Genomic DNA, 17,538 nt, shown 5'->3' with positions numbered 1-17,538 from the left:
CGGGCGGCCGCCGTCACCGGGAGGTCCGCTCCATCAGCGCGGCGAACTCCTCCAGGGAGATCTTGCCGTCGTGGTTGGCGTCGGCGGCCACCACCACCTCCACGGCGCGGGTCTCGGTGATGTCCTGCCCGAGCCGGGTCATCAGGTTCTTCAGCTCCGCGGTCGAGATGTAGCCGTCGCCGTCCACGTCCACCAGCTCGAAGGTCGCCCTGTAGTCGTTCACGTCCGCCATGCTCGTGCTCCCTTGCCGATCGCTTGCGGCGCCGACGTTAGCAGTGGTGTCCCGACCCCCGCCCTTTACGCAGTAAGGTCAAATCGGGCGGCGCGGTCGGCCATAATCGGACGCGTGCGGCGCTCGTACGAATTCCTCGACCATCCCGGCCCGATCCCCTTCGCCCATCGCGGCGGCGCGTCCGGACGCCCGGAGAACTCGATGGCCGCGTTCCAGCGCGCCACCGACCTCGGCTACCGCTACCTGGAGACCGACGCCCACGCCACCGCCGACGGCGTCGTCGTCGCCTTCCACGACCGCACCCTCGACCGGGTCACCGACCGCGCCGGCGCCATCGCCCGGCTCCCCTGGGCCGAGGTCGCCAGGGCCCGCATCGGCGGCACCGAGCCCATCCCCCGGCTCGAGGACGTCCTCGGCTCCTTCCCCGAGGCGCGCGTCAACATCGACCTGAAGGACGCCCCCGTCATCGGCCCGCTCGCCGAGACGCTGCGCCGCACCCGCGCCTGGAACCGCGTGTGCATCACGTCGTTCTCCACCCGCCGGCTGGCGCAGATGCGCGCCCGGCTCCCCATGGTCACCGACCACGAGGTGTGCATGGCCCTCGGCCCGCGCGGCCTGATGGCGCTGCGCGCCAAGTCCATCGGGGGCCCCACCGCCAAGCTCGTCCGCCTCGCCGCCACCGGCGTCGCCTGCGCCCAGGTGCCCTACGGCCTCGGCCCCGTCCCCTTCGTCACCGAGGCGTTCGTCGACCACGCCCACCGGCTCGGGCTGCAGGTCCACGCCTGGACGGTCAACGACGCCGCCACCATGAAGCGCCTCCTGGACCTCGGCATCGACGGCATCATGACCGACGAGCTGGTCACCCTCCGCGACGTGATGGCCTCGCGCGGCCTGTGGCAGCACGACGCCCCGCCGCCCACTCCGTCCTGACCCCGGCGCGGTCCGCGCACCGCGCGCGAGACCGGGTCAGCGGCTGAAGCCGGGCGGGCGGTACTCGGCCGCGATGCGCATCGGCGGCTGCGGCTGCTGCTGGGGCCGTTCGGCGGGTCGCGAGGGCTGCCCCGGGGGGACGGTCCCGCCGACCTGCAGGTCGGCGCGCTGGGCGCGGACCGCCTCCAGGAGTTCCAGATCCTCTGGAGAGACCAGGGCGGCCATCACCCTGCCCCGCCGCGTGAGCTTGACGGGCTCGCCGGTGTAGGCGACCCGGTTCACCAGATCCGCGAACTGGGCGCGTGCTTCGGTCACCGGAACATCCACGTGATTCATCGTATAGCGAAACTCTCCGTTCACCCTGGCCCTCCCACGGGGACTGGAATAGTGTCCGTACGTAGTGTACGAAACGTACAGATGATCAAGGAGGCCTGATGAACGGCGGACCGTGGCGACAGGACGGCAGGCGGCCGGCGGAGACGTTCACCGGCAGGTCGCGGGCGCAAGTCGACGAGATGACGCGGCCGGCGGACGCGCAACTCTTCGAGCGGCTGCTGGCGCGGCGGATCGTGTTCCTCGGCAGCGAGATCGACGACGGGGTCGCCAACCGGATCGGCGCGCAGCTGCTGCTGCTCGCCGCGCAGGACGCCCGGCGCGACATCACGATCTACATCAACTCCCCCGGCGGCGTCGTGGACGCCGGGATGGCGATCTACGACATGATGCAGTTCGTCCCGAACGACATATCCACGGTCGCGATGGGCATGGCCGCCTCCATGGGACAGACGCTGCTGTGCGCGGGGACCCGGGGCAAGAGGTACGCCCTGCGGCACGCGCGCGTGATGATGCACCAGCCGCACGGCGGCATCGGCGGCACCGCGTCCGACATCAGGATCCAGGCGGAGCAGTCGCTGTACCTCAAGCGGACCCTGGCGGAGCGGACGGCGTTCCACACCGGGCAGCCGCTGGAGCGGATCGAGGCCGACGGGGACCGCGACGCGTGGTTCACGGCGGAGGCGGCCCGCGACTACGGTTTCGTCGACCACGTCATCGACAGCACCGAGCGGGTGGGCACATGACACGCGCGGAACGGCGCTCCCTCGTCCCGCAGTTCGAGGAGCGCACCGGCCAGGGCCGCAAGGAGACCGACCCCTACAGCAAGCTGTTCGAGGAGCGCATCGTGTTCCTCGGCGCGCCGGTGGACGACATCAGCGCGGGCGACGTCACGGCGCAGATGCTCGCGCTGGAGGGCATGGACGCCGACCGGCCCATCGCCCTGTACATCAACTCGCCGGGCGGGTCGATCACCGCGATGCTGGCGATCTGCGACACCATGCGCTACGTGCGGCCCGAGATCGAGACGACCTGCGTCGGGCAGGCCGGGTCGGCCGCGGCGGTCCTGCTGGCGGCGGGCTCGCCCGGACGCAGGCAGGCGCTGCCGGGCGCCCGGATCCTGCTGCACGAGCCGGAGATCGAAACGGCCAGCGGCCCCGCGACCGACCTGGCGATCCAGGCGCAGGAGGTGCTGCGGCTGCGCGGGCAGACCGAGGCGATCCTGGCCGAGGCCACCGGGCGCGACCCCGCGGACATCCGCCGGGACCTGGACCGCGACCGCTACTTCACCGCCGCCGAGGCCAAGGAGTACGGGCTCATCGACGCGGTGCTCACGTCCCGTAACTAGCGCGCCAGCCGCGTGTTCCCCGGCGGCGGCTGGGGACGGCCGCAAACAGCAGGGTTGGATCACCCCGGGCGGGGGAATCTTGTCACGGTGTTCAGCGTTGGTCTGAGCAAGACCGCAAGCCGTCTGGGAGGCACGTGACGATGGCCGAGCGCGCACTTCGCGGCACCCGACTCGGAGCGACGAGCTACGAGAACGATCGCAACACCGATCTGGCCCCTCGCCAAGAGGTGGATTACACCTGCACCAAGGGCCACCGGTTCACCGTGACGCTCGCAGCCGAGGCCGAGGTGCCGATCACCTGGGAATGCCGCAGCTGCGGCGCCACGGCGCTGCGGGTCGACGGCGAGCAGCCCCAAGCCAAGAAGGGGAAGCCGCCACGTACCCACTGGGACATGCTCATGGAGCGCAGGACCGTGGAGGACCTGGAGGAGGTCCTGGCCGAACGCCTGGAGATCTTGCGCGCGGGGCGCAAGAAGTCCGCGTGAACGGCTGACAGTTCTCGACGCGAAGGCCCGTACCGGCGGGGGTGCGGGCCTTCGCCATGCCCGCGGTCCCGGCCGTGCCGCGTTCGGACCGGAGGTCACCGGCCCGAGCGCGGCAGCACCAGGCCGCTCTCGTAGGCGGCGACGACCGCCTGGACGCGGTCGCGCAGCCCGAGCTTGCGCAGGATCCGGCTGACGTGGGTCTTGACCGTCTCCTCCCCGACGACCAGCCGGCCGGCGATCTCGGCGTTGGACAGGCCCGCGGCGACCAGGCGCAGCACGTCGGTCTCGCGCGGGGTCAGCGCGTCCAGGGCCGGCCCCTGCGACGGCGGGCGCGGCCGCAGCCGCGCGAACTCCCCGATGAGGCGGCGGGTGACGGCCGGGGCCAGCAGCGCCTCCCCCGCCGCGACGACCCGGACGGCGTCGAACAGCCGCTCCGCCGTGACGTCCTTGAGCAGGAAGCCGCTGGCGCCCGCGACCAGGGCGTCGTAGACGTGCTCGTCCAGGTCGAACGTGGTCAGCATCAGGACCCGCGGCGGGCGGGGTTCGGCGGTGACGCGGCGGGTGGCCTCGATGCCGTCCATGACCGGCATCCGCACGTCCATCAGCACGACGTCGGGACGGTGGTCGCGGCACACCCGGACCGCGGCCGCGCCGTCGGCCGCCGTCGCCACGACCTCCAGGTCCGGCTGGGTGCCCAGCAGGGCCCCGAACCCGGCGCGGACGACCTCCTGGTCGTCGGCCACCGCGACGCGGACGCTCACGGGCCCTCCTCCAGCGGCAGCGTCGCCTCCACCAGGAACCCGCCGGCGGGCCCCGGGCCGGTGCGCAGGTCGCCGCCGACGGCGGCGGCACGCTCGCGCATGCCGAGCAGCCCGTGCCCGGCCGGGCCGGCTCCGGAACCCGGGCCCGGACCCGGACCGTTGTCGCGGACGCTGACGCGCAGCGCGTCCGCGGCGTAGTCGAGCTCCACGTCGACGGCCGCGCCGGGGGCATGCCTGCGGGCGTTGGTCAGCGCCTCCTGGACGATCCGGTAGGCGGTCAGTTCCAGCCCGGGGTCCAGGGCCGCGACATGCCCGCCGACGATCAGGCGGACGCCCGCGGCGCCCGACTCGCGGGTCTGGTCGACCAGGTCGAGGAGCTGCTGCAGGCCCGGCTGGGGGCGGCGGGTCGGCTCGGCTCCGGCGTCCTCGCGCAGCACGCCGAGCAGCCGCCGCATCTCGGTGAGCGCGGTGCGGGCGGTGTCGCCGATGGCCAGCAGCCGGCGGGCCCCGTCCTCCGGCATGCCGGGGACGGCGAGCCGGGCGGTCTCGGCCTGCACGGAGATCATGGAGATGTGGTGGGCGACGACGTCGTGCAGCTCGCGGGCGATGCGGGCCCGCTCGCCGCGCGCGGTGTGCTCCAGCAGGGTGGTCTCGAACGCCCGCCGGGAGGCGTCGCGGGCGGCGGCCTCGGCGCGGCGGCGCAGGAACCGGCGGCGCGCCAGGACCGTCCAGACGGTGGCGAGGGCGGCGAGGGCCGCGACGGCGGCGCCGCCGTGCAGGACGCACGCCGCGGCCGCCGCCGCCGTGATCACGACCGCGGCGGGCGCGGCCCGGTCCCGGACGACCGCCAGCGGGAGCGTCGCGCACACGTCCACCACCAGGGCCAGCGCCAGGACGACCCCCGAGCCGTGGGTGCGGTAGAAGGCCTCGGCGGCGGCGGCCGCGGCGAGGCAGCCGCCGGCCGCCGGCCACCGCGCCCGCCCGGCGGTCCCGTCGCTGTCGCCCACGGACGCCATTGTGTCGTGGCCCGCGCCGCGGCGGCGTCCCTCCCGCGGGGGACGCCCGGTCCCCCGGCCCGCGGCCGCCGAGACTGCTCCCCGGCGTGATGACCCGGGGCCGCCGCGCTCCGTAACCTCCCGGTCCATGGAGGCAACCATCGAAGTGCGGGGCCTGCGCAAGCGGTACGGCCCCACCCTCGCCGTGGACGACCTGTCGTTCACGGTCGGCCCGGGTCAGGTCACCGGGTTCGTCGGCCCGAACGGCGCCGGCAAGTCCACCACCATGCGGATGATCATGGGTCTGGACCGGCCGGACGGCGGGACGGCGCTGGTCGGCGGCCGGCCGTACCGGTCGCTGCGGACACCGCTGTGCCGGCTCGGGGCGATGCTGGACGCGTCGGCGCTCCACCCGGCCCGCCGCGCCCGCGACCACCTGCTGTGGCTCGCGCACGCCAACGGGCTGCCGGCCCGGCGGGTGGACGAGGTGATCGGGCTGACCGGGCTGGCGAGCGCGGCCCGCCGCCGGGCGGGCGGGTTCTCCCTCGGCATGCGGCAGCGGCTCGGGATCGCCGCGGCGCTGCTCGGGGACCCGCCGGTGCTGATGTTCGACGAGCCCGTCAACGGCCTGGACCCCGAGGGCGTCGCCTGGATCCGGGGGCTGCTGCGGTCGCTGGCCTCCGAGGGGCGGGCGGTGCTGGTCTCCAGCCACCTGATGGGCGAACTGGAGGGCGGCGCCGACCACCTGGTGGTGATCGGGCGGGGCCGGCTGATCGCCGACACCGGGGTCGCGGACCTGCTGGAGGCCGCGTCCGGCGGCCGGGTCGAGGTCCGCACCGCCGAGCGCCGCGAGGCCATGACCGCCCTGGCCCGCGCGGGCGCCACGGTGGCGGCGTCCGGCCCGGACGCCGTCACCGCCACGGGCCTGGCCGCCGAGCGGGTCGTCGCGGTCCTCACCGAGGCCGGGGTGGGGTTCAGCGGCGTCGGCGAGCACCGCGCGTCGCTGGAGGAGGCCTACATGGAGCTCACCCGGGACGCGGTGGAGTTCCAGGCCGCGCAGGGGCGGGAGGCCCGGTGAGCGCCCCGCAGAAGGCCGCCGCGGCGCCCTACCGCAGCGCCGTCCAGGACGAGGCACGCGACGGGTTCGGGCGGCTGCTGGCCGCCGAGTGGACCAAGCTGCGCACCGTCCGCCGCTGGATGCTGGCCCTGCTGGCGTCGGTGCTGCTGACCGTCCTGGTCGCGCTGCTGGCGGCGGCCGGAAGCCAGTCCACCGGGTCGGGCCGCGGTCGGCCCGACCCGGCACTGCTGAAGATCACCGACATGGGCCACTACACCTACCGGCCGCTGGCGGGCGACGGCTCGGTCGTCGCCCGCGTCACCTCCCAGGAGGGCGGCGGCGGGTGGGCCAAGGCCGGCCTCATGGTCAGGGGGAGCACGCGGGCGGGCGCCCCGTACGCGGCGCTGGCGGTGACGCCGGCGCACGGCGTCCGCCTTCTGAGCGGCTACGAGGAGGGCGGCGCCGGCGGCGGGACGGGCGCGGTGCCGCGCTGGCTCAAGCTGGCCCGCGCCGGGACGACCGTCACCGGCTACGCCTCGGCCGACGGCCGCGACTGGCGCCGCGTCGGGTCCGTCCGGCTGGAGGGACTGCCGCGCACGGCTCTGGCGGGCGTGTTCGTGGCCGCCCCGGACGAGGTCGAGGTGCGGCGCATGTTCGGCGGGGAGAGCGTCTCAGGGCAGCCCTCCGCCACGCGGGCGACGTTCGACCAGGTGGCGGTGGCGCCGGCGCAGCCGGGCGCCTCCTGGCGGGACCGGGGCGCCCTGAGCGGTCCGGCGGCCGACCCGTCCCTGGACGGCCGCACCGGGTCCGGAGGGACGATCGCGTTGAAGGGCGTGGGGGACATCGGGCCCAACGCGTTCACCGACGACGTCACCAGGACCACCCTGTCCGGCACGCTGATCGGGCAGGTGGCGATCGTGACGCTGGCGGTGCTGTTCGTGACGGCCGAGTACCGGCGCGGGATGCTGCGCACGACGTTCGCGGCCGCACCACGGCGCGGCCGGGTGCTGGCGGCCAAGGCGGTCGTGGCGGGCCTGGCGTCCCTGGTGGCGGGGCTGGCGGCGGCGTTCGGGTCGGTGCTGCTCGCCGGGCCGGTGGAGCGCGCGCACGGGCTGGCGGTGCCGCCCCTGAGCGACGGCGCGGTGCTGCGCGCCGCCGCCGGCACGGGGGCGCTGTTCGCCGCGATCGCCGTGCTCTCGCTGGCGGTCGCGGTGATCGTGCGGCGCGGCGCGCCCGCGATCACGATCGTGCTGCTGCTCCTGCTCGTCCCGCAGATCGTGGCGACCGGGCTGCCGCTGTCGGCGGCGCGGTGGCTGGAGCGCCTCACCCCGGCGGCCGGGTTCGCGATCCAGCGGACCGTCGACCGCTACGACCAGTCGATCGGTCCGTGGGCGGGCCTCGGGGTGCTGTGCCTGTACGCGGCGGTCGCCCTGGCGGCGGCCGCGCGGCTGGTCGCGAGGCGCGACGCGTGACCGGCCGGGCGTGGACGGGCCTGCACGCGCTGCACGCGGAGTGGACGAAGCTGCGCACCGTGCCGAGCACGGCGTGGCTCGCCCCGGCGCTGGCGGTGCTGGTCGCCGCGGTCGGCGCGGCGGTGACCGGGACGGTGGACACCTCGCACTGCACGACGCCCGCCGGATGTGTGGAGGACACGCCGAAGCTGGCGCTGTCGGGCGTGCAGGTGGGGCAGGTGGCCGCGGTGGTCCTCGGGGTGCTGGCGGTCGGGGGCGAGTACGCCGCGGGGACGATCGCCGCGACCCTGGCGGCGGTGCCGGGACGGATCACCGTGCTGGCCGCCAAGGCCGCCGTGGTGGCGGGACTCGTCGCGGCGGGCGGGACGGCCGGGGTGCTGGCGTCGCTGGCGGCGGGGCGGGGCGTCCTGCCCGGCAACGGCTTCACGGCCGCGAACGGCTACCCGCCGCTGTCCCTCGCCGACGGCCCCACCGCCCGCGCGGCCGCCGGGACCGTCCTCTACCTGGTGCTGGTGGCGCTGCTGGCCCTGGGCGTCGGGACGGTCCTGCGCGAGCCGGCGGCGGCGATCAGCGCGGTGCTGGCGCTGCTGTGGATCGTGCCGGTCGTCACCCGGCTCGTCGGGGACGAGGCGTGGCGAGAGCGGCTGGAGAGGGCCGCGCCGATGACGGCGGGACTGGCCGTCCAGGTGACGCGGGGCGTGGACCGGCTACCGATCGGGCCGTGGGAGGGCCTGGGCGTGCTGGCCGCCTACGCGGCCGCGGCGCTGCTGGCGGGCGGCGCCGTGCTCACCGCCCGCGACGCCTGAGGCTCAGGCGCGCGACGTCTTGTCGCCGCTCTCCTCGGAGGCCCTGTCGTCGTGGATGACCTCGCCTCGGACCACCGGTCCGGGCGGGGTCTCGACGCGTTCGGGTCCGCGGCCCCGGGCGAACGGGTCGAAACCGGCGGCACCGGGCGGGAACACGGTCGCGGCGCGTTCCTCGGCGGCCCGCATCCGCCGCGCCGCGAACGCCGACAGTGCGCGGCGGACGAGCGGGCGGGTGAACGGCAGCACGAGCGCGAGGCCGACGACGTCGGTGACGAAGCCGGGGACCAGCAGCAGCACGCCGCCGGCCATGACCAGCGCCGCGTCCGCGACCTCCCGGTCGGGCAGGACCCCGCGCCGCGCCGTCTCCTGCAGGGCCCGCCACGCGCGGCGGCCCTCCCGGCGGACGATCCACGCGCCGAGGGCGGTCTCGGCGATCAGCAGGCCGACCGTGGGCCAGGCGCCGATCACCTCGCCGACCTGGATCAGCACGAAGATCTCCAGGACCGGCACCAGCAGGAACGCCAGGACGATCAGCAGCGGCAGCATGGCTCCATCTTCGGGTCGTCGAAAGCCTCTCCCTGGTGTAACGCCAGGACGGCCCCGTTCGTTTCCCCGAGCGTCCCAGAGCGCCCCCGGGGCGCGCCTTCAGTTCGGGTCGCGGAGCTTGCCGATGCGGTCGCTCATCCCCCACTGGGTGATGCGCAGCGCCGCCTCGGCCATCACGTCCCGGCTCATCTTGCTGGTCCCGTGGACGCGCTCGACGAACGTGATCGGCACCTCGACCACGCGCAGCCCCTGCCGCAGGGCCCGCAGCGCCAGGTCGATCTGGAAGCAGTAGCCGCGCGAGTCGACCCCCTCCAGCCCGATCTTCTCCAGGGTCGCGGCGCGGAAGGCGCGGTAGCCGCCGGTGGCGTCGTGCAGCGGGATGCCGAGCATCACCCGGGCGTAGGTGTTGGCGCCGCGCGACAGCGCCTCGCGCCGCTTCGGCCAGTTGCGGACCCGGCCGCCGGGCACCCAGCGGGCACCGATGACCAGGTCGGCGTCCTCCAGCGCCGACAGCAGCCGCGGCAGCTCCTCGGGCTGGTGGGAGCCGTCGGCGTCCATCTCGACCATGACGTCGTAGCCGTGCTCGGCGGCCCACCGGAACCCGGCGATGTAGGCGGGGCCGAGGCCCTCCTTGCCCTGCCGGTGCAGCACCCTGATCTGCTCGTCGGCGGCCGCCATCGCGTCGGCGGCCTCGCCGGTGCCGTCGGGGCTCGCGTCGTCCACGACCAGGACGTCCACCGACGGGACGGCCTCGCGCACCCGCCCGGCGATGCGCTCGATGTTGTCCCGCTCGTTGTACGTCGGGATGATCACGAGCACCCGGCCGAGCCCGGCTGGGATCTCCATCGGCGTCAATTCCCCTCGTTCTTCCTGGCTGTCCATGCCGCCGCGCAGACCGCGCCGAGCCCGAGCAGCGCCAGCGCCCACTCCGGCGCCTCCCCCAGCCGGTCCGACGCCGTCCGGGCCGTGCGCGCCGGGACGGCCGCGACCTGGACGGCGGGCACGAACTCCCGGGACCGGTCGACCATCCGGCCGTCGGGCGCGACGATGGCGCTGATCCCGCTCGTCGCGGCTACCAAGATCGTACGGCCATGTTCGACCGCGCGCAGCCGCGACATGGCGATCTGCTGGGGCGGCAGGCTGGTCCTGCCGTAGGTGGCGTTGTTGGTCTGCACGACCAGCAGGTTCCCGCGCGCGACGTCGCGGACCTCCTTGTCGTAGGCGACCTCGAAGCAGATCACGTCGCCGATGTCCACCGGCCCGAGCCCCATCACGCCGGAGCGGTCGCCCTTGGCGAAGTCGCGGGGGATCCGCTCGAACCGGGTGATCAGCTTGGTCAGGATGTCGCGGAACGGCAGGTACTCGCCGAACGGGACGGGGTGCCGCTTGACGTAGTAGTCGCCCGGGCCGGTCCAGGGGTCCCAGACGATGCCGCGGTTCTCGACCTTCTCCCCGTCGGGGGTGTCGGTGAGGGCGCCGACGAGGACGGGGACACCGATGTCCTTCACCGCGCCGTCGATGGCGGTGTAGGCGTCGGGCTCGCTGTAGGGATCCAGGTCGCTGGCGTTCTCCGGCCACACGACCAGCTCCGGCTTGGCGAGCCGCCCGGCGCGCACCCGCTCGGCCAGCTCGTGGGTGGCCTTGACGTGGTTGTCCAGCACGGCCTTGCGCTGGCCGAGGAAGTCCAGGCCGAGGCGCGGAACGTTGCCCTGGACGACCGCGACGGTGACCGGGCGGCCTTCGGTGGGGGTGGGGATCAGCAGCCCGCCGCCGACGACGGCGCCGACCGCGGCCAGGCAGACCACTGCGGGGACCAGGGCCCGGCGCGTCCCGGGCGTCTCCGCCGCGTCCTCTTCCGGGGGCCTGGCGCGGCGGGACCGGGCGCGGTGGACGGCCACGGCGGCACAGGCCAGGAGCCCGCCGATCAGGGCCGTCAGGAACGTGACCAGGGGCGCGCCGCCGAGCGACGCGTACGGGGTGAGGGGTGTGGCGGTCTGGCTGAACGCCAGCCGGGCCCAGGGGAAGCCCCCGAAGGGGACCCGGCCGCGGATCAGCTCCTCGCCGACCCACAGCGCGGCCGTCCACACCGGCCAGCCGGGCAGCCGGGCGACCACCGCGATCCCGGCGCCGAGCGGCAGGAAGTAGGCGGCCTGGACGAGGCTGAGGATGATCCAGCCGTCCGGGCCGATGCGGGAGATGCCCTCCAGCACCGGGACGAAGAACGCGGCGCCGGCGAGGAAGGCGAGCCAGGCTCCAGTGCGGGCGGACCGGCCGAGCACCGCGAGGGTCAGCAGCGCGACGCCCACCGGCGCGAGGGGAGTGAGGTCGATCGGCGGGAACGCCGGCCACATCACCAGCCCGGCCGCCACGGCCAGCAGCGTGCGGGGCCAGCCCGCGCGGCCGCCGGAGCGCAGGCCGCGGCGCAGCCGGCCGAACCGCCCGCGCGGCGCCCCGGCGCCGGGCGCGGCGCCCGGCTCCGTCGCCGGCGACCGGTCCGGGAGGGTCTCCTGGGCCACGTCCCACCTCGTTCACTCGGGTCTAGCCGGAACGCTACCGGCCCCGGGCGCCCGCGGCGACCATGGGCCCAGGTCGCGGCGGAAGCGGACGGTTCACCGGCGCGGGGCGAGGTCCGGACGAGGAGGCCGGGCCTGGGAGTCGAGCACCCGGCCGGGCACGGAGGAGGGCCCGTGACATCCGTCGGGCCGGAGACGTCCCACAGGCGGTGAGAACGAGGCTCCGTTTTCTACTGGATGTCCGGGCCCTTCCCGGGTCCAACCCCCCGCGCGATCGGACGGCTCCGCCCGGACACGGCCCCGAACACCGCGCTGGCTCGGGCGGGCACGATGGCGACCACTCGCGTGATCCCCGTCCCCGTCTCGGCGCGGCGCCCGGCGGCCCCTCGGGCGGCCGATCGGTGAGTCCCGTGCTGGACTGCAGCAAAACTACCGGCTTCCGCCACCTTGTCAACCGCCGCATGTTCTGCGGCTACTCCATGTTATCCCAGCTCAACACCATGATCAGGGCGTTCGGCGATTTCGCCGGACGCCCTTTCCGATCACGATTTCGATCGCGGCCTCGATCGCGGGGGGGGGGCGGTCAGCCTCCCGGGGCCGAGACCACGACGGTCCCGGTCGCGGTGACCGCGACGATCGGCTCGGGCAGCGCCTCGGCCGCCGACTCGCCCTTGTCGGGGCGGCCCCGGCACACCACGCGGGCCTGGAAGTCCATCACGCGGCTGCGGGTGCCTGCGCGGGCCAGCACGGCGGTGGTCTCCAGGACGTCGCCCGCCCGGACGGGCGCGCGGAACTGCACGTCGGAGTAGGAGGCGAACAGGCCCTCGTCGCCGTCGGTGCGGATGCACAGCTCCGTGGCCACGTCCCCGAACAGGCCCAGCACGTAGGCGCCGTCGACCAGGTCGCCGGCGTAGTGGGCGTGCGAGTAGGGGATGTAGCGGCGGTGGGTGACGGTCAGTCCCTCGCGGGGGTCGCTCACTCTTCCTCCATCGTCGTGGGCCGGTGCTCGCCGGGCAGCAGGGCGTGCACGAGGTAGCTGGCGACCTCGGCGGGGGTGGTGCCCTTGCCGAAGATGCGGTCGACGCCGAGGTCGCCCTCGGTGACGGTGTCGAAGCGGGGGCCGCCGACGACCAGCAGGGGCCGTCCCATGCCGCCGGCCACCGCGGTCGGGTACTCGGCGTGGAACGCCGCGGCCATCTGCTTGGTGTTGTGCAGGTGGGCGTTGCGCTGGGTGACGACCTGGGACACCAGGACCGCGTCGGCGTTCTCGGCCTTGGCGCGCTCCACCAGCTCCTCGACCGTGACCTGGGCGCCCATGTTGACGACCTGGATCTCCCGGTAGTACTCCAGGCCCTTCTCCCCCGCGTACCCCTTGACGTTGAGGATCGCGTCGATCCCGACGGTGTGCGCGTCGGTGCCGATGCAGGCCCCGACGACCACCAGCCGCCGGTTCAGCGTCTCGCGGATCGCCAGGTTCACCTCCTGGGAGGTCAGCAGCGGGTAGGCGCGCTCCTCCGGGACGGGGATCGAGGCGTAGTCGATGAGGTGCCGCACCTTGCCGTACACGATGAAGAAGGTGAAGTGGGGGCCCATCGGCTTGGCGTGGACGACGCTGGCCGGGTCGAGGCCCATCTTCCCGGCCAGTTGCAGGGCGGCCGCCTCCGCGCGCTTCCCGGCGGGGACGGGCAGGGTGAACGACATCTGCACCATGCCGTCGCCGGTGGTGTCGCCGTAGGGGCGGATCACCTGCCGGGTGTCGGCGGGCTCGGCGGGGGCCTGGGTCCCGGTACCGGTTCCGGGGCTCTCGACCGTCATGCGGGCACCTCCTGGTCGGCGGTGGAGCGGGCGGCGTGGGGGTCCTCGGTGTCGAGGATCTCGATGGCGGGGTTGAAGTACCCGTCGGCGCGCGCGACGACGCCGTCCAGGCCCTTGCCCCCGTCGGGCGGGCGGCGGGTGATGCCGAACGTGCCCTCGGCGATGGCCTCGAGCAGCCCGTCGTCGGCGATGCGCTCCAGCAGCTCCACCGACTCCGACAGCACCTGCTTGGCGCGCTGGACGAGCATCCCGTCCGGGCGGGGCATGAAGTCCTCGGCGAGGTTCCCGCAGGCGTCGCGGACGTAGCGGACGTTCTCCAGCGCCAGGTCGCGGTCCGACAGCCAGGGGGTGTGGATGCCCTCGGTCATCATCCCGATCAGGATGATCGACTGCCCGGTCATCACGCCGGCGAGGTTGAAGAACGCGTCCAGCAGGTAGCCGGCGAAGATGTTGCCGGTCATGTGCTTGGTCGGCGGCATGTACTTCAGCGGCGCGCCGGGGAAGAGCTCCCGGACGAGCTGGGCGTGCGCCAGCTCCATCCGGAACGACTCGGGGATCGCCGGGTTGATCTCGAAGGCGTGGCCGAGGCCGAGCTGGTCGTCGGCGAGGCCGGCCTCGTGCCCGAACCGCTCGTTCAGCAGCTGGCTGACGACCACGGTGTGCGCGGCGTCGACGGCGTCGGCGGTGGTGAGGTAGTTGTCCTCGCCGGTGTTGATGACGATGCCGGCGCGGGCGTGGATCTGCCGGGAGAACCGCTGGTCGATGAACGTGCGGCGCGGGTTGATGTCGCGGAAGATGATGCCGTACATGCAGTCGTTCAGCATCATGTCCAGGCGCTCCAGCCCGGCGAGCGTCGCGATCTCCGGCATGCACAGCCCGGAGGCGTAGTTCGTCAGCCGCACGTACCGGCCGAGCTCGCGTGACACGTCGTCCAGGGCCGCGCGCATCAGCCGGAAGTTCTCCCGGGTGGCGTAGGTGCCGGCGTAGCCCTCCCGGGTGGCGCCCTCGGGCACGAAGTCCAGCAGCGACTGCCCGGTGGAGCGGATCACCGCGACGACGTCGGCGCCCTCGCGGGCGGCGGCCTGCGCCTGCGGGATGTCCTCGTAGATGTCGCCGGTCGCCACGATCAGGTAGACCAGCGGCCTGGCCGGGTCGGCCCGGTCGGGGGTGGGCAGCTCGGCCAGCAGCCGGTCGCGCTCGGCGCGGCGCCGGTCGATGCGCGCCATGCCGCCGCGGGCCGCCTCGCCCGCGGCCTTGCGGGCGTGCTCGGCGTCGGTGCCGGACGGCAGCCGGAACGACACCCTCCCCCGGGCGGCGGCCCGGGCCAGGTCGTGCAGGGAGCCGTGCGAGCCGGTCAGCAGCGCGTCCCAGACCGGCAGGGCGAGCCCGTGCTCCAGGCCCACCTGGCCGCGGACGGCGTCGGCGAGGTGGTTGGCCCAGGGGCGCCCCTCATCGTCGGCGCCGGTCAGGCCCGCCAGCCGCAGCAGCGCGCGCTCGACCGAGACGGTGGTGTGGGAGCGGGCCATGTCGATGATGGGTTCGGCTGCCCGGGCGGCCAGGCGCCGGGCGGTGCGCACCGCCTCCGGGTCGAGGTCCAGCTTTCCCTGCGGCGCCATTGCCGTCTCCCCTCACGCAGCCGCCCCTCTCAGGCCGGTCCGAACAATCATCCGTCATACCGAGTTCTCTACGGGAGATCTTCCGGTACGAACACCGTATTCCACAAGAACTAGCACCAGATCTCCCACTACCTTCCGCAGGCGGGCAGCCCCATCTTCCCCCTGCGAGCGGTCATCTCACCCCCAGGTGACGGTCCGCGGCAACCCATGTCGTGACGACTCTGGGTAAAGCTATGCTCACCCCTGGTCATGGACGGACCGATACCGGGAGGGGCATGATCCTTTACTTCGCGGCCGCGGCCTGCGCCGTCGGCGTGGTCATCGTGGCGGGCCGGCTGGTACGGCGAGCGCGCGGAACCGTGGACGACGCCGCCCCCGACGGCCCCACCTCCTCCCACACCGGGGCGATGCTCTCCGCGCTGTTCCTGCTGGCGTTCGCCATCGCCATCGTCGTGCCGTGGACGACGGCCGACTCCGCCCGCTCCAACACCTACACCGAGAGCCAGGCGATCGCCGAGGCGTACTGGGCCGCCCAGCGCCTCCCCGCGGCCGACGCGCGGCGCGTCCAGGACGGGCTCATCGCCTACGTCGAACTCGTCCGCGGCCCCGAGTGGCGGCTGATGAAGAAGGGCCGCCTCACCGACCGCGGCTGGGCCGACCTCGACGGGCTGCGACGCGAGGCCATCGCCGTCCAGGCCGGCACCGACGAGGCCAAGGACGCGCGCAGCGCCGTCCTGGACCACCTCGGCGAGATCTCCGCGGCGCGGCGCCAGCGCGCCATGGACGCCCGGACGACGCCGCCCGCCGGCCTGCTCGCCGTCACCCTCGTCACCGGCGTCGTGGTGCTGCTGCTGCCGTTCCTCGCGGGCGCCCGCCCGCGCGGCATGGCGCTGGTGCCGCTGTCGCTGATGGCGGCCCTGCTCGCCGCCGGGGCCTACCTCACCGTCGACATCTCCCACGTGTTCACCGGCGCCCTCGCCGTCGGACCCGAGGCGTTCACCGGGCTGCACGCCGACCTGCAGCGCATCGCGGGGGGCGGCTGATGCGCCCGCGCCCCGTCCCGCGCGCCGCCGCCACGGCCAGGGCGCGGCCGACGCGCACCCTCCCGGTGCGCGCTCTGCCAGTACGCGCTCTGCCAGTACGTGCTCTGCCGGCTCTGACCCTGCCCGCTCTGACCCTGCCCGCCGTCATGCTCGGATTCCCCGCCGCCGCACAGGCCGGCCCGGTGCCGACGCCCAGGATCAGCGTGTGCATCGACATCGAGATCGGCGGCGGCCCCGCCGACGACTGCGAACCGCCGGCCACCTCCCCGCCCCCGCCCCCGCCCCCGCAGGAGCCGCCCCCCGACACCCCCGAACCCCCGCCGCCTCCCCAGACTCCGCCGGAGCCGCCGCCCGAACCGCCGACTCCGCCGCCCCCACCTCCCCCGGGACCCGAGCCGCCCGCCCCGGCGCCGCCCCCGCCGGCGGCCGCGCCGCGGCCCCGTCCCGCGGCCCTCGCGCCGGGCCCGCCCCCGCGGACGCGGCCCGAACCGGCGGCGCCCGCGCCGCCAAGGAAGCCCACGAAGGCCAAGAAGCCCCCACCGGTGCGGGCGTACACGGCGCCCCGCCCGAAGAAGGAGCCGCCGCGGCGCCGCGACCCGCTGCGCTCCTCGCTCGTGCTGGTCGTCATCGCCGTCGTCATCAGCGCCGGCACCGCCATCGCCTTCGCGCACTGAGCCCGGCGCGCGACCGGACCGCCGCCCACGCCCGCCGCGGAGGCGGGCGTGGGCGGCGCGGTCAGGCGCGGCGGCCGACTCCACCGAAGACGAGGAAGCGCTCCGGGTCGGTCACGGCCTCGCCCTCGTCCGGGCGCCACAGCGGCACGTACACCAGGCCGGGGCCGAGCAGGTCCCAGCCGTCGAAGAACCGCAGGATCTCCGCGTGGGACCGGGACACCGCCGGAGACGTGGCCCGGTCGTAGAGCTTGCCGATCGCCGCGGTCTTGGTCGGCCGCGCCTCGTGCGTGAGATGCGAGACCACCAGGAAGCTGCCCGGCGCGGCCGCCTCCCGCAGCGCCGCCACGATGCCCGCCGGGTCCTCCGCGGGCTTGATCAGGTGCAGTGCCGCCACGAGCAGGAACGCCACCGGCTCGGAGAGGTCGACCAGCCCCTTCAACTCCGGCGCCGCGAGGACGCCCGCCGGATCGCGCATGTCGGCCTGGATCACCGCGACGCGGTCATCACCCGCCAGCAGGGCGCGGCTGTGCGCCACCGCGACGTCGTCGTTGTCGACGTACACCACGCGCGCGTGAGGATCGACTTCCCGCGCGACCTCGTGCACGTTGCCCTGCGTCGGAATGCCCGAGCCGATGTCGACGAACTGGGCGACGCCGTCCTCGGCGAGCGCGCGCACGGCCCGGCGCAGGAACGCCCGGTTCGCGCGCGCCAGTTCCCGCGCCTGCGGCTCCACCCGCAGCAGCCCCGTCGCCAGATCACGATCCGACGCGAAATTGTGGGCTCCCCCGAGCAGATAGTCGTACACCCGTGCGACGCTGGGTCTGCGGCTGTCGACCTCGGGTGGAATCCACTCGGAGTCCATGCAACGCCTCCCTTTGACCCGAAGGGGGTGCCGTCCGCGGGCACCTCAGC

The 17,538-nt window shown here is 74.7% G+C and carries 20 protein-coding genes; 9 read left to right on the top strand and 11 right to left on the bottom strand.

Annotation, left to right across the window (positions count from 1 at the left end):
- Positions 1-13 precede the first annotated feature (13 nt).
- Complete coding sequence (locus AB0C84_RS33160) at positions 14-232, bottom strand: EF-hand domain-containing protein (protein WP_179841667.1); 219 nt, start codon at positions 230-232, stop codon at positions 14-16.
- A 114-nt stretch (positions 233-346) separates the two neighbouring features.
- Between AB0C84_RS33160 and AB0C84_RS33155 the strand changes: the two genes are divergently transcribed.
- Positions 347-1,162 carry a glycerophosphodiester phosphodiesterase gene (locus AB0C84_RS33155; protein WP_361074161.1) on the top strand — a complete coding sequence of 272 codons (816 nt, stop codon included), beginning with the start codon at positions 347-349 and terminating at the stop codon, positions 1,160-1,162.
- Between the two features lie 36 nt (positions 1,163-1,198).
- Here the strand turns inward: AB0C84_RS33155 and AB0C84_RS33150 are convergent, their stop codons facing one another.
- Positions 1,199-1,489 (bottom strand): type II toxin-antitoxin system Phd/YefM family antitoxin, encoded by a 291-nt coding sequence (locus AB0C84_RS33150; protein ID WP_338743394.1) that lies wholly within the window; start codon positions 1,487-1,489, stop codon positions 1,199-1,201.
- A gap of 188 nt (positions 1,490-1,677) precedes the next feature.
- Here AB0C84_RS33150 and AB0C84_RS33145 point away from each other — a divergent pair, with 188 nt between their 5' ends.
- From AB0C84_RS33145 to AB0C84_RS33135, 3 genes are all read left to right on the top strand, one after another.
- On the top strand, positions 1,678-2,241 hold the full coding sequence (locus AB0C84_RS33145; protein ID WP_179849069.1) for an ATP-dependent Clp protease proteolytic subunit: 564 nt from the start codon (positions 1,678-1,680) through the stop codon (positions 2,239-2,241).
- The gene (locus tag AB0C84_RS33140; RefSeq protein WP_361074159.1) at positions 2,238-2,843 is read left to right on the top strand and encodes an ATP-dependent Clp protease proteolytic subunit; all 606 of its coding nucleotides are present in this window, start codon (positions 2,238-2,240) and stop codon (positions 2,841-2,843) included. Before AB0C84_RS33145 ends, AB0C84_RS33140 begins: the two co-directional genes overlap by 4 nt.
- A gap of 140 nt (positions 2,844-2,983) precedes the next feature.
- The gene (locus AB0C84_RS33135; RefSeq protein WP_258940048.1) at positions 2,984-3,328 is read left to right on the top strand and encodes an RNA polymerase-binding protein RbpA; all 345 of its coding nucleotides are present in this window, start codon (positions 2,984-2,986) and stop codon (positions 3,326-3,328) included.
- Between the two features lie 95 nt (positions 3,329-3,423).
- Here AB0C84_RS33135 and AB0C84_RS33130 read toward each other — a convergent pair whose 3' ends face one another.
- Both AB0C84_RS33130 and AB0C84_RS33125 read right to left on the bottom strand, forming a co-directional pair.
- A complete protein-coding gene (locus AB0C84_RS33130; protein ID WP_361074157.1) occupies positions 3,424-4,089 on the bottom strand; it encodes a response regulator transcription factor in 666 nt (221 codons plus the stop codon).
- Positions 4,086-5,096 (bottom strand): sensor histidine kinase, encoded by a 1,011-nt coding sequence (locus AB0C84_RS33125; protein ID WP_361074155.1) that lies wholly within the window; start codon positions 5,094-5,096, stop codon positions 4,086-4,088. The genes AB0C84_RS33130 and AB0C84_RS33125 overlap by 4 nt, the downstream gene beginning before the upstream one ends.
- Positions 5,097-5,232: 136 nt before the next feature.
- Here AB0C84_RS33125 and AB0C84_RS33120 point away from each other — a divergent pair, with 136 nt between their 5' ends.
- Genes AB0C84_RS33120 through AB0C84_RS33110 form a run of 3 tightly spaced genes read left to right on the top strand, consistent with a single transcriptional unit; the run spans position 5,233 to position 8,419 of the window.
- Positions 5,233-6,162, top strand: coding sequence for an ATP-binding cassette domain-containing protein (locus AB0C84_RS33120; protein ID WP_361074153.1), 930 nt, complete (start codon positions 5,233-5,235; stop codon positions 6,160-6,162).
- The gene (locus AB0C84_RS33115; RefSeq protein WP_361074151.1) at positions 6,159-7,613 is read left to right on the top strand and encodes an ABC transporter permease subunit; all 1,455 of its coding nucleotides are present in this window, start codon (positions 6,159-6,161) and stop codon (positions 7,611-7,613) included. The genes AB0C84_RS33120 and AB0C84_RS33115 overlap by 4 nt, the downstream gene beginning before the upstream one ends.
- Positions 7,610-8,419 carry an ABC transporter permease subunit gene (locus tag AB0C84_RS33110; RefSeq protein WP_361074149.1) on the top strand — a complete coding sequence of 270 codons (810 nt, stop codon included), beginning with the start codon at positions 7,610-7,612 and terminating at the stop codon, positions 8,417-8,419. Before AB0C84_RS33115 ends, AB0C84_RS33110 begins: the two co-directional genes overlap by 4 nt.
- A 3-nt stretch (positions 8,420-8,422) precedes the next feature.
- Here AB0C84_RS33110 and AB0C84_RS33105 read toward each other — a convergent pair whose 3' ends face one another.
- The 6 genes from AB0C84_RS33105 to AB0C84_RS33080 all read right to left on the bottom strand — a co-directional run bounded on the left by AB0C84_RS33105 (position 8,423) and on the right by AB0C84_RS33080 (position 14,909).
- Positions 8,423-8,965: an FxsA family protein gene (locus AB0C84_RS33105; RefSeq protein WP_179841675.1), complete on the bottom strand. Its 543-nt coding sequence runs from the start codon at positions 8,963-8,965 to the stop codon at positions 8,423-8,425.
- A 99-nt stretch (positions 8,966-9,064) separates the two neighbouring features.
- Positions 9,065-9,811, bottom strand: a complete 747-nt coding sequence (locus AB0C84_RS33100; RefSeq protein WP_258939841.1) for a polyprenol monophosphomannose synthase — start codon at positions 9,809-9,811, stop codon at positions 9,065-9,067.
- Between the two features lie 5 nt (positions 9,812-9,816).
- Complete coding sequence (lnt, locus tag AB0C84_RS33095) at positions 9,817-11,481, bottom strand: apolipoprotein N-acyltransferase (RefSeq protein ID WP_361074146.1); 1,665 nt, start codon at positions 11,479-11,481, stop codon at positions 9,817-9,819.
- Between the two features lie 580 nt (positions 11,482-12,061).
- Complete coding sequence (locus AB0C84_RS33090) at positions 12,062-12,457, bottom strand: hotdog fold domain-containing protein (protein ID WP_179841677.1); 396 nt, start codon at positions 12,455-12,457, stop codon at positions 12,062-12,064.
- Complete coding sequence (locus AB0C84_RS33085; RefSeq protein ID WP_179841678.1) at positions 12,454-13,293, bottom strand: OAM dimerization domain-containing protein; 840 nt, start codon at positions 13,291-13,293, stop codon at positions 12,454-12,456. The genes AB0C84_RS33090 and AB0C84_RS33085 overlap by 4 nt, the downstream gene beginning before the upstream one ends.
- Entirely contained in the window at positions 13,290-14,909 is a 1,620-nt protein-coding gene (locus AB0C84_RS33080) for a lysine 5,6-aminomutase subunit alpha (protein ID WP_361074143.1), read from the bottom strand. Before AB0C84_RS33080 ends, AB0C84_RS33085 begins: the two co-directional genes overlap by 4 nt.
- Positions 14,910-15,184: 275 nt before the next feature.
- On the opposite strand from AB0C84_RS33080, the gene AB0C84_RS33075 reads away from it, so the two are divergent.
- Both AB0C84_RS33075 and AB0C84_RS33070 read left to right on the top strand, forming a co-directional pair.
- Positions 15,185-15,952 carry a hypothetical protein gene (locus tag AB0C84_RS33075; protein ID WP_258939846.1) on the top strand — a complete coding sequence of 256 codons (768 nt, stop codon included), beginning with the start codon at positions 15,185-15,187 and terminating at the stop codon, positions 15,950-15,952.
- A complete protein-coding gene (locus tag AB0C84_RS33070; RefSeq protein ID WP_361074141.1) occupies positions 15,952-16,626 on the top strand; it encodes a hypothetical protein in 675 nt (224 codons plus the stop codon). Before AB0C84_RS33075 ends, AB0C84_RS33070 begins: the two co-directional genes overlap by 1 nt.
- 61 nt (positions 16,627-16,687) lie before the next feature.
- Here AB0C84_RS33070 and AB0C84_RS33065 read toward each other — a convergent pair whose 3' ends face one another.
- Positions 16,688-17,488 carry an SAM-dependent methyltransferase gene (locus AB0C84_RS33065; RefSeq protein ID WP_361074139.1) on the bottom strand — a complete coding sequence of 267 codons (801 nt, stop codon included), beginning with the start codon at positions 17,486-17,488 and terminating at the stop codon, positions 16,688-16,690.
- Positions 17,489-17,538 lie beyond the last annotated feature (50 nt).

It is taken from the genome of Actinomadura sp. NPDC048955 (genome assembly GCF_040649435.1).
GTDB classification, from domain to species: Bacteria; Actinomycetota; Actinomycetes; order Streptosporangiales; family Streptosporangiaceae; genus Spirillospora; species Spirillospora luteofluorescens.
Note: the sequence above shows the minus strand (reverse complement) of the source record. Positions and strands in the feature narration are given on the sequence as shown.

Excerpts from the sequence above, each read along its gene's own strand:
- AB0C84_RS33145 (WP_179849069.1), top strand. The coding sequence starts at position 1,678 with ATGACGCGGCCGGCGGACGCGCAACTCTTCGAGCGGCTGCTGGCGCGG.
- AB0C84_RS33140 (WP_361074159.1), top strand. The coding sequence starts at position 2,238 with ATGACACGCGCGGAACGGCGCTCCCTCGTCCCGCAGTTCGAGGAGCGC.
- AB0C84_RS33065 (WP_361074139.1), bottom strand. The coding sequence starts at position 17,488 with ATGGACTCCGAGTGGATTCCACCCGAGGTCGACAGCCGCAGACCCAGC.
- AB0C84_RS33070 (WP_361074141.1), top strand. The coding sequence starts at position 15,952 with ATGCGCCCGCGCCCCGTCCCGCGCGCCGCCGCCACGGCCAGGGCGCGG.
- AB0C84_RS33120 (WP_361074153.1), top strand. The coding sequence starts at position 5,233 with ATGGAGGCAACCATCGAAGTGCGGGGCCTGCGCAAGCGGTACGGCCCC.
- AB0C84_RS33135 (WP_258940048.1), top strand. The coding sequence starts at position 2,984 with ATGGCCGAGCGCGCACTTCGCGGCACCCGACTCGGAGCGACGAGCTAC.
- AB0C84_RS33105 (WP_179841675.1), bottom strand. The coding sequence starts at position 8,965 with ATGCTGCCGCTGCTGATCGTCCTGGCGTTCCTGCTGGTGCCGGTCCTG.
- AB0C84_RS33080 (WP_361074143.1), bottom strand. The coding sequence starts at position 14,909 with ATGGCGCCGCAGGGAAAGCTGGACCTCGACCCGGAGGCGGTGCGCACC.
- AB0C84_RS33075 (WP_258939846.1), top strand. The coding sequence starts at position 15,185 with ATGATCCTTTACTTCGCGGCCGCGGCCTGCGCCGTCGGCGTGGTCATC.
- AB0C84_RS33085 (WP_179841678.1), bottom strand. The coding sequence starts at position 13,293 with ATGACGGTCGAGAGCCCCGGAACCGGTACCGGGACCCAGGCCCCCGCC.
- AB0C84_RS33160 (WP_179841667.1), bottom strand. The coding sequence starts at position 232 with ATGGCGGACGTGAACGACTACAGGGCGACCTTCGAGCTGGTGGACGTG.
- AB0C84_RS33100 (WP_258939841.1), bottom strand. The coding sequence starts at position 9,811 with ATGGAGATCCCAGCCGGGCTCGGCCGGGTGCTCGTGATCATCCCGACG.